Source organism: Methylobacterium mesophilicum (genome assembly GCF_022179445.1).
Taxonomy (GTDB): Bacteria; Pseudomonadota; Alphaproteobacteria; order Rhizobiales; family Beijerinckiaceae; genus Methylobacterium; species Methylobacterium mesophilicum.
Window position 1 is genome coordinate 1 of sequence record NZ_BPQU01000066.1, and the last position, 10351, is coordinate 10351.

8 protein-coding genes are annotated in these 10351 nt (G+C 65.5%); 4 read left to right on the forward strand and 4 right to left on the reverse strand.

Annotation, left to right across the window (positions count from 1 at the left end):
- Window positions 1–358 precede the first annotated feature (358 nt).
- Window positions 359–1882 carry a carbohydrate porin gene (locus MFF40_RS27965; RefSeq protein ID WP_147853222.1) on the forward strand — a complete coding sequence of 508 codons (1524 nt, stop codon included), beginning with the start codon at window positions 359–361 and terminating at the stop codon, window positions 1880–1882.
- Window positions 1883–1901: 19 nt separating this feature from the next.
- Here MFF40_RS27965 and MFF40_RS27970 read toward each other — a convergent pair whose 3' ends face one another.
- The 4 genes from MFF40_RS27970 to MFF40_RS27985 form a co-directional block, all read right to left on the reverse strand.
- Window positions 1902–2945: a transporter gene (locus MFF40_RS27970; protein WP_238263083.1), complete on the reverse strand. Its 1044-nt coding sequence runs from the start codon at window positions 2943–2945 to the stop codon at window positions 1902–1904.
- A 5-nt stretch (window positions 2946–2950) separates the two neighbouring features.
- Entirely contained in the window at window positions 2951–4579 is a 1629-nt protein-coding gene (locus MFF40_RS27975; protein WP_147853223.1) for an inorganic phosphate transporter, read from the reverse strand.
- 524 nt (window positions 4580–5103) lie between these two features.
- Entirely contained in the window at window positions 5104–5589 is a 486-nt protein-coding gene (locus MFF40_RS29110; RefSeq protein ID WP_378996595.1) for a hypothetical protein, read from the reverse strand.
- Window positions 5590–6133: 544 nt separating this feature from the next.
- Window positions 6134–7033: a LysR family transcriptional regulator gene (locus MFF40_RS27985; RefSeq protein ID WP_147853224.1), complete on the reverse strand. Its 900-nt coding sequence runs from the start codon at window positions 7031–7033 to the stop codon at window positions 6134–6136.
- 117 nt (window positions 7034–7150) lie between these two features.
- Here MFF40_RS27985 and MFF40_RS27990 point away from each other — a divergent pair, with 117 nt between their 5' ends.
- The 3 genes from MFF40_RS27990 to MFF40_RS28000 are packed head-to-tail and all read left to right on the forward strand — an operon-like array spanning window position 7151 to window position 10157.
- Entirely contained in the window at window positions 7151–8473 is a 1323-nt protein-coding gene (locus MFF40_RS27990; RefSeq protein ID WP_147853251.1) for a CitMHS family transporter, read from the forward strand.
- A 16-nt stretch (window positions 8474–8489) separates the two neighbouring features.
- Window positions 8490–9827 carry an acyclic terpene utilization AtuA family protein gene (locus MFF40_RS27995; protein ID WP_147853225.1) on the forward strand — a complete coding sequence of 446 codons (1338 nt, stop codon included), beginning with the start codon at window positions 8490–8492 and terminating at the stop codon, window positions 9825–9827.
- 18 nt (window positions 9828–9845) lie between these two features.
- Window positions 9846–10157 carry an AtuA-related protein gene (locus MFF40_RS28000; protein ID WP_147853226.1) on the forward strand — a complete coding sequence of 104 codons (312 nt, stop codon included), beginning with the start codon at window positions 9846–9848 and terminating at the stop codon, window positions 10155–10157.
- The last annotated feature ends 194 nt before the right edge of the window (window positions 10158–10351 follow it).

Here is a 10351-nt window from a genome sequence, read left to right on the forward strand (position 1 = left end):
GCCCTCGCTCTCGCCGCCGTCATCGCGTTCTGGTGCTGATCGAGTCCAGACCCTACGGCTTGGCGCGCCTATTTTGCTCGGCCAGGAGGTCGTCGTCGCGTTCGTCTATGACTGCGACGTGGCGGGAACCAGTCCATGCAGCTCGAACCCCGCCATCACCTCATGCTGGTCGTAGGGGTTGTGCGGATCGATCCAGAGGTGCTTCGGCATGGTAGGGGCTGGTTGACACCACCGGTTCGGCGAGGCGGGTCTCCTAGTCATGAGCCGTTACGAAGGCTTGAACGCTCATAAATGCCGACGGAAAGCCGTAAATGATTCCAGCGACCTCCGTGTCGTCGAACGGTGATGAGCTGTGTAGATGCTCTGGCTTCCAACCGGATCGGAGATCGAGGTGCGTTCCTCCCGCCGCACCAACATCATTGCCGTCGTTGCGCTTGCCCTCTGGCTGCCGCCAAACCTAGGCGCGGCCCAAACTGAGGGAGTTGAGGCACGAGCCACGGCTGCACGGCTTGCGGCCGAAGGCATAGCCATCGGCTCGCCCTCCGGCGCGGGAGGTGATCCGCAGACTTCGGTGGCCCAGCCCGTCTTCTCGGCCGGTCGTGCGGCGGAGGTGACGACCTCGTTCCAGCCCCTACTCGGGGCTGCAGGCGACCCGGGAGGATACCGCTCCTTCCTGGAACGCCACGGGATCACCTTCGGACTGATCACGGTGGCGGAGACCTACCGCGATGTTCGTGGCGGACTGCGACGCGGCTCTACAGGCCTGACGCTGCTCGATCTCGACGTCGACGTGGATCTCGACACCCTGGCCGGATGGAAAGGGACCACGGCCCACGCCACGGTTTACCAGATCCAGGGAAGCGGCACCTCTCGCTCGCGCGTCGGCAACCTCATGACCATCAGCGAGATCGAGGCCCTGCCCGCCTCGCGCCTGTCCGAACTTTGGCTGGAGCAAAGCCTGTTCGACGACCGGCTGTTCCTCCGCGTCGGCCAGCTCTCCGCTGACACCGAGTACATGGTGAGCCAGACCAGCATCCTGTTCACCAACGGCACCTTCGGCTGGCCGGCGATATTCGCCGCGAACATGACCGACGGAGGGCCGGCCTACCCGCTCTCGGCGCCAACCGTCCGCCTGAAGTACGTACCGACCCGGGAGCTCTCGTTCCAGGCGAGCTTGATCGACGGCACGCCCGGCGGAGGCAACCCGCGCTCCGGGATCGACCCGCAGCGCCGCAACCCGAACGGCACCCGCTTTCCGGTCTCCGATCCGCCGCTCGTAATCGCCGAAGTTTCATACGCCTACAATGCCCGCCCCGGCGACACCGGCCTGCCCGGCACCGTGACGTTCGGGGGCTGGCACCGGTTCGGCCGCGTCGATGCCCTCATGCCCGACCCCGTGAGCGGACTCGGCCGAAGGGTTTCGGAAGATTCTGGAATCTACGGGGTAATCGACCAGACGATCTACCAGGAGCCGAACGATCCCAACGACGGCGCCAGCGTGTTCCTGCGGGCCTCGGCGTCCCCCGGCGACCGCAACCTCGTGGATTTCTACCTCGACGGTGGCATTGCCTATCGCGGCCTTTTCCCCGGTCGCTCGGACGACACCCTCGGGTTCGGCATTGGCGTTACGCACATCTCCCGCGTGGCGCGGCGGCTCGACGCGATTGCCGCCCTGCAGAGCGCGACGCCCGCCCCACGCCGCAGCGCCGAGCTGTTGCTGGAGGCAACCTATCAGGCCGTGCTCGCTCCCGGCATCGCCTTGCAGCCGACCGTGCAGTACGTCGTCCATCCGGGGGGCGGAATCTCAAACCCCCGCGATCCCGACGGCAGCCGGGTGCGCAACGCCTTGGTGTTCGGCCTTCGCGCCATCACCCGCTACTGAGCCGCACGCGCTTCCTTGCTCAATCCCGCGGCGGCCGGATGCCCAGGACGCGGATCAGCGCGTAGGCGACGACCGCCGAGAGGCAGGCGATGGCGATGGCCACGGTGGAGCCGGCCTCGTTGTCCGCGAGCGGCAGGCTCTTGGTGTTCATGCCGAATAGCCCGGTCACGAGCGTCGGCGGCAGGAACAGCGCGGTGAGCACCGACAGCATGTAAAGCTGCCGGTTCGAGGCCTGCGCGAGATAGGAGGACAGCTCCTCCTGCATCAGACGGCTGCGGTCCGCGAGCAGGACCATGTCGCGATCAAGCGCGTCGAGCCGCTGCGCGATCCGGGTGGCCGCGGCGATGGCCGCATCCGGGACCTCTTCGTCGGCCGAAGCGGTCTCCAGGCGATGGAACACCGCGCGCAGTCCCAGCAACTGCCGGTGCAGCCGGACCGCGTCCCGACGGATCGGGCCGAGGCGTCGACGCTCGCCGCGAACGCGCTCGTCGAGGATGTGGTCCTCGATCTCGTCGAGCTCATCGGCCAGGCGAGCGCCGGTATCGGCCATCGAGGTCACGACCTGCCCGACGATGACGTCGAGCAGTTGGATCGGCGCCAGGATGCCGCGACCGTCAACAGCGGCGTCACGGGCGAGGTCCGGTCCGAGGACGGGATGTCGCCGGCCGCTCGCGAGCAGGCGCGGCCCCATGACGAAATGTAAGCGCCCGCCGGCGTCGATCCTGGGGCCTTCACCGGCCTCCCGTACGAGATCGGCCACGACGCCGCCGATATGGCCTGCCTCGACGATGAGGCGCTGGTGCGGATCGCTAGCGAAGGCCGCGGCTGCGAGACGGGGCGGGCCGAGGCGTCCTTCGTCGATCACGGCCGGCAATCGCGCGTCGTTCAGGTTGAAGTGCAGCCAGGTGAATGCCTCGCCGAAGTTCCCTGGGGCAGGCAGCGCCTCACCGTGCTCGACGAGGTGACCGCAGCCACTCTCATCGAAGCGCATCGCCCATAGCAGCCCCGGAAGCGCCGGCTCGTCGCACAGGCGACGAGCGGTTGTCGCGGTGCCGGCCTCCATCCGTCTCAGAACACGTGGCGCAGGATGAAGAACAGCGTCCCGGCGATGAGGATCGCGGCCGGCAGCGTCATGATCCAGGCCAGCGCCATGTTGCGCACCGTGGACATCTGCAGGCCCGAGCCGTTGGCCGCCATCGTTCCTGCGACGCCCGACGACAGGATGTGGGTGGTCGAGACCGGCAGGCCATAGAGCTCTGCGAGGCCGATGGTGCCCGCGGCCACGATCTCGGCCGAGGCGCCCTGGGCGTAGGTGAGGTGGGTCTTGCCGATCTTCTCGCCGACCGTGACGACGATCCGCTTCCAGCCGACCATGGTGCCGAGGCCGAGCGCCAGTGCGACGCAGACCTTCACCCAGCTCGGGATGTAGCGCGTGCCTTCGTTGAGGAGCTCGGTGTAGCCCTTCAGCGTCTTGGCCTCGGCCTCGGACAGCGTCGCGCCGCTCTTCGGCAGCAGGCGGATCGCGTCGGAAGCGAGGTACATGTCGTTACGCACGTTCGAGGTCGCTCCCGCCGGAACTTGCTGGAGCGAGCCGTAGCCCTTCACCGACGCCGCGATGTCGGTCGAGAGCGCGGACAGAGCACCGAACACCTCCGGCTTGTTGAGCTCCTTCGCCTTCAGCGCGTCGGCGACCGTCTTGCGGGCCTGGGCGGCGTCGGGCCGTACCCCGCCACCGGAATAGGTCGAGAACACCTTGCTGGCGGCATCCGAGGTCTGGACGAAGGCCGGAGTCGCATCGGCGTTCATGGTCCGGTTCAGGGCGTAGGCGGTGGGCGCCGCGCCGATCAGGATCAACATGATCAGGCCCATGCCCTTCTGGCCGTCGTTGCCGCCGTGGAAGAACGACACCAGGGTGCAGGTCAGGATTAGGAGGCCGCGGATCCACAGCGGGGGCGGGGCGTCGCCCTTGGGGGCCTCGTACAGGTCCTTGCGGCGCACGGTGAACTTGAGGGCGAGAAGCAGTAAGGCGGCAGCCACGAAGCCGCAGATCGGGCTGAAGGCGAGTGCCTTGAACACGCCGAGCGCCTGCGTCCAGTCGACCCCAGATGTACCGTCCTGGCCACCCATCAGCTGGTTGGCAAGGCCGACGCCCAGCACCGAGCCAATCAGCGCGTGCGACGAGGAGTTCGGTAGGCCGAGGGCCCAGGTCCCGAGGTTCCAGAGGATGGCCGCAATGAGCAGGGAGAAGATCATTGCGTAGCCAGCGCCCGAGCCGACCTGGAGGATCAGCTCCACCGGCAGCAGGGTGACGATGGCGTAGGCGACGGCGCCCGAGGACAGCAGCACGCCGAGGAAGTTGAAGGTCCCGGACCAGATCACTGCCACCAGCGGCGGCATCGAGTGGGTGTAGATCACCGTGGCCACGGCGTTGGCAGTGTCGTGGAACCCGTTCACGAACTCGAAGGCGAGCGCGATCAGCAGCGCGAGCCCCAGGAGAGCGAAGGCGCCCAGTGCTAGGGGCTCCTGGTGGACGGCGTTCATGTCGGCGATCAGACTGAACACCGCGTAGCCGAGCCCTGCGACGAGCACGAGCAGGAAGGCAATGATGCCTCCGGGATGAATGCCGTGATCGAGCTTGGGTTTACCGGCCATCACAGGCCCAACTGTGCCGGTCGGTGCCAGGATTGCGTCGGGCATGGGCACCTTGAGAATTTATTTCGCTGATCGGGGATTAAAGTGCCTCCGTGACGATGAGGTGACGGTCTAGAGGTATCGTGCTTATCCCGCGTGCCGAATTCCGGCCTATGACCTTCCATTCGGGCGGAATACAATCGGAACCTAATTTTCCGCCCCTTGATGTCCAGGTTCTTGAATGCCGTTCTGTTCTTCGACATCAAATATCGCGATACGCAGCGTAATGCGGGACAGGTGAAAGGGCGTTGGCATTCGGGACGACAAGCAGGGAGCGAAGTGAGTCCAAGGGTGTCGGACATTCCATCGCGCTATGCGGTCAGCATTACATCCAACAGAATAGCTACGAGTGCCGTCGCGGAGACAGCGGAGGGACGGCAGATATTATCCCACGTGAGACGATTCATGACTTCCTCTGCGCGAATTTCTCCGATGAGCCAGATCTGCGGCTTGGCGATTATTCGGACATCATGATGAACCCGATGCGCCCGGTCCGAACGCCTTGGTTGGCTGTCGCTAGACCTGACGGACTAACCGTGCGCTTCACTCAGGTCCGGGAGCGGCATGCGGTTCAAGATCAAGCGGAAGTTTCTGATGGCGAACGAACGGTGGCGGGACGCAGCATAGGGCGCCCGTAACCTCAAGATGGACTGGTCGGCCAGTTCGCGCGCGGCAAGGTTCGCGTACCGCTTGATACGGACCGTGCCTGGCTGACGGTAAAAGGTAGCCGCGTCCACGGGGGCATCACCAGACCGGAGTTCGAGTACGAGATCCCGCCCACCGACGCCGAGGCGATGCTGCAAGATGTCTGCGTCAGGTGCCTGATCGAGAAGACCCGGTATTGCGTTCCATACGCCGGTCTGAGTGGGGAGGTGGACGTCTTCCGGGGCGCGCTCGCGGGCATCACGCCGGCCGAAGTCGAACCCACGCATGAGGCTCAGACGTTCATCAAGCCCGATTGGATCGAGGAGGAAGTCACGGCCGATCTCCGCTTCCGGCAGTCGACGCTCGTGCATCTATGCAGCTAAATCAACCGACCGGTGACCCTGGCCGACGTGCTGGCTCTCCGGCCGTCCGACCGGTAGGTCGCGAGGCATCGGGCAACGCGATCGACTTCGAAGCGGCATCGGAAAACATGTGGCCGACCGTGTTCCGCGCTCCGGCGAGCCACGTTAGACCCGGCCACCGAGACACTGTGCGAACTTCTCGACCAAGGTCAGGCTCAGACCGCCCTCGCGGGATTGACGCGAAGTCCTTACCGTCGATCACCACCGTGAGGCAAAACACGCCGCAGTCGGAATGCCGCTTGATCACCACGCTGATCCGGCCGCTGCCATCTAGGTCGAAGGCGTAAAGGCTGCATCTCCTTCCTGCCTAGACATACGCCGTCCCGGCCAGCGCAGCCTTAGTCGCTGCGATGCCGCGATCGCCTTGGTGGGTCCAGTACCATCAGCACCGCTCGGGCGCGGATCTCGGGGGAATATGGTGGGGGTCACTTCGTCATCGCTCCATCCTCTCAAGCGTGGGAGCCTCCGGGAAACCTGGCATGGTTCAGCCCGACTAACCCACCGGGTGTACGATCAGTCCTGACAACAGCATGCAAAACGCCTCGGCAGCTGTGGGTATCGTCCGGCCTGCTTTCTTGATCAGGCAGACCGGACGCTTGAAGTGCGGATCATCGATCGGACGCGAATGAAGTTCGGGCTCAGCCCGTATCTCACGCGCCGAGCCAGGTAGGATCGTCAGGCCGAGGCCGGCCCGAACCATGCCGACTGCGGTCATCATGTAAGTCGCCTCGCAGGCCACGATGGGGAGCCGACCAGCTGCGGTAAATGCCAAATCGACTACGGTCCGCACGCTCGTGGCAGGATCCATCAATATCAGAGGATACGCGGCCAGAGTTTCGACGGTGACGTTCGGCAACACGCTGATCGGATTGTCGCGGGGATAGACCACGTGCAAAATATCATTGGTCCGATGCAGCACACTGATCTCCGGATCGCAGATATCGCCGCCGACGATACCCAGATCGACTACCTCGCTTCGTACGAGGTCGAGCACCCGTTGCGCGATCACGTCTTTGATCACGAACTTCATGCGCGGATGCGCGGCACGAAAGAGAGCGATCGCCTCCGATAGCGAACTCGCCGCGAAGGATGGCAGCGTTGCGACGCGCACAATCCCGTGGCGTTGAACTGCAAGATCGCGGGTGTCGATCACTACCGCGTCGAGGTCCCGCAGGACCCGAAGAAACACCGGCAGCAACTCGCGGCCAAGGCGCGTCGGCGCGACCGTGCGGCTGGTACGGTCGAGGAGACGTGCGTCGAGCATCTCCTCAAGGCGCTGAACCTGCACCGTGAGCGCAGGCTGGGACAGGTTCAGCAGGGCGGCGGCGCGGGTGAAGCTTCCGGCTTGGACGACGGACACAAAGGCCCGCACCTGTCGCAGATTGAGATCCATAATCTCCGGCTATCCCTGCCATCCGATCTTTTCAATTGCATCATGCAGTACCTCACCGTTTTCTGGTCGGGCAGAAGCGCGGACTCAAACAGCGCTGCAGTCCATCGGGAGGAACAGATGCTGGCCTTGCTCGGCTTGTGCACGATTGCGCTGCTGCTCGCCGTGATCCTGACCAAGCGCATGTCCCCGCTTGTGGCCCTGATCGTCATACCGGTGGCGGCCGCGCTGATCGGCGGGTTCGGGCTCGACACCGGCAAGTTCGTCCTGACCGGATTGCAGAACCTCGCCGGTGTCGTCGGCATGTTCGTGTTCGCGATCCTGTTCTTCGGCATCGTCAGCGACGCAGGAATGCTCGATCCGATCGTCGATCGGATCCTCGCTGCTGTCGGGACGCGCCCGACCCGGATCGTGCCGGGGACCACCCTGCTTGCCCTGCTCATTCATCTCGATGGCTCGGGCGCGGTGACCTTCCTGATCACCATTCCCGCAATGCTGCCGCTCTACGACCGGGTCGGGATCGACCGGCGGATCCTGGCATGCGCCGCGTCGATGGCGGCGGGAGTCAATTTCCTGCCCTGGACCGGGCCGATGATCCGCGCCTCGGCTGCGCTTAAGCTGCCGGTCCCGGAAATCTTCTCGCCGTTGGTGCCGGTGCAACTGGTCGGCTTGGTTTTTATCTTCGCCGTCTCGTACTGGCTCGGCCTGCGGGAGGAGCGTCGTCTCGCGCTTGCTCCCGGTACCGCCGCCGCGGGGATCGCCCCCGGCTCGGCTACGATTGCCCGCACGCTGAGCGATGCAGAGCGAGCCTTGCGCCGTCCGGGCCGGTTCTGGATCAACATCTTACTCACCGTCGCCATTCTCGGGACGATGGTGTTCATGGCCGAGAAGGTGCCACCGGCCCTGATGTTCATGCTCGGCACGGCGCTGGCGCTGATCATCAACTATCCGCAGGTTGACGCCCAGCGTCAGCGCATCGACGCGCATGCCAAAGCCGCGATCCTAATGGCCTCGATTCTCCTGGCCGCCGGCGTGTTCACCGGGATCATGCAGGGCACCGGCATGCTCAAGGCGATGGCCCAGACCGCCGTGACCTTCGTGCCGCCGGAAATGGGCGGCCACATCCCCTTCGCGCTGGGCCTGGTGTCGATGCCGCTGTCGATGCTGTTCGACCCGGACTCGTTCTACTTTGGCGTCCTGCCCGTCGTATCCGAGGTCGCCCACCAGCTCGGCGTGCCGCCGGTACAGGTCGCGCAGGGCGCGCTGTTAGGTCAGATGACCACGGGCTTTCCTGTGAGCCCGCTGACGCCGGCGACCTTCCTGGTCTGCGGCCTGACCGGGATTGATCTCGCCGACCACCAGAAGTTCACCTTCCCGTTCCTGCTCGCGGCCTCGGTGGTGATGACCTTCGCCTGCGTCGTCCTCGGCGTCTTCCCCCTCTGACAGCGGAGATCCGTCCATGAGAACCGTCCGCTTGGGCGCCGGCGCGGGCTACGCCGGCGACCGTATCGAGCCCGCAGTCGAACTCGCAGAAAGGGGCGAGATCGATTATCTCGTGTTCGAGTGCTTGGCCGAGCGCACAATCGCGTTGGCTCAGCAGGCCAAGCTGCAAGACCCGGAGGGCGGTTACGACCCGCTGCTGGAGGCTCGCATGCGGGCGGTGCTCGCGCCGTGCCGGGCCCGCGGCATCCGCATCGTGACCAACATGGGCGCGGCCAACCCGATCGCCGCCGCGCAGAAGACCCAGACACTGGCGCGGAACCTCGGTCTTACCGGGCTGAGGATCGCCGCCGTCACGGGCGACGACCTGCTCGACGCGGTGCGAGCCGGCGACTTCACACTGGAGGAGAGCTGCGCGCCAGCGGCCAGCCTCGGCAACCGCATCGTCTCGGCCAACGCCTATCTCGGCGCGGCCCCGATCGTCGCAGCCCTCGCGGACGGGGCCGACGTGGTCGTCACCGGCCGCGTCGGCGATCCGGCCCTGTTCCTCGCTCCCCTGGTTCACGAGTTCGGCTGGGCGATGGACGATTGGAAGCGCCTGGGCCGCGGCACCCTCGTCGGCCATCTGCTCGAATGCGCCGGCCAGATTACCGGCGGCTACTTCGCCGATCCCGGCTGCAAGGACGTCCCAGGTCTGGCGCGCCTCGGCTTTCCCATCGGTATCGTGGCGGAGGATGGGACAGTCGAGATCACGAAGGTCGACGGATCAGGTGGCCGGATCAGCCTCGCCACCTGCAAAGAACAGATGCTCTACGAGGTGCACGACCCGGCCCGCTATCTCCAGCCTGATGTGGTCGGCGATTTCTCCGAGGTCGAGATGGAACAGATCGGCCCGAATCGCGTGCGGGCGACAGGTGCGACGGGCTCGCCGGCGACTGGGTTCCTGAAGGTCTCAGTCGGGTACGTCGACTCCTACATCGGCGAGGGGCAGATCTCCTACGCCGGAACCGGCGCCCTGGCCCGAGGTCGGCTCGCCCTTGAGGTGGTGCGTGAGCGCCTTGCGCTCACTGGCGTGGTGGTGAGCGAGTTGCGCTGCGACCTGATCGGCGTCGATAGCCTGCACGGGGAGGCGCTGTCGGGCGGGCGGGAGCCATACGAGGTCCGGCTCCGCGTCGCCGGTCGCACCGAGACCCTCGCCGAGGCGGTGCGTATCGGCAACGAGGTCGAGACGCTCTACACCAACGGGCCGGCCGGCGGCGGCGGCGCCTGGAAGTCGGCACGCGAGGTGGTGGCGGTGCAGTCGGTCCTTGTCCCGGCGACGCTCGCCCGGCCGCGCGTGCAGTTCGTTGAAGCCTGAGAGCCGGGAGACTCAAGAATGAAGCTGCGCGCGCTCGCCCACTCCCGCACCGGAGACAAGGGCAATACGTCGAACATCGCGCTGATCGCCTACGACATGGCGGATTACGGGCATCTCGAGGCGCATGTCACGCCCGAGCGGGTGAAGGAGCACTTCTGCGAGATCGTGATCGGCGAGGTCATCCGCTACGCGCTACCCAAGATCGGGGCGCTGAATTTCGTGTTGAAGGGCGCCCTGGGCGGCGGCGTGACGCGCTCGTTGGCGCTAGATGCACACGGTAAGGGGCTGGGCTCAGCACTGCTCGATCTGGATATCCCGGACCGAACCTGAACGGACATTGTGCGCATCGAGTGAAAGCCGTTGACCTGTTTGATCTCAGCTGTGCGGCGTTGGACGCGGGTAGCTACTAGGATGAGAGTTCCTGACGTCCGCTTCAGGGGATCGCCGATGGTGTTTCGAATGACCGATTTGGGCGCAGAGCCGAACGACCGCTTTGGCGCGGGTCGGCGATCCGGCATGGCGTA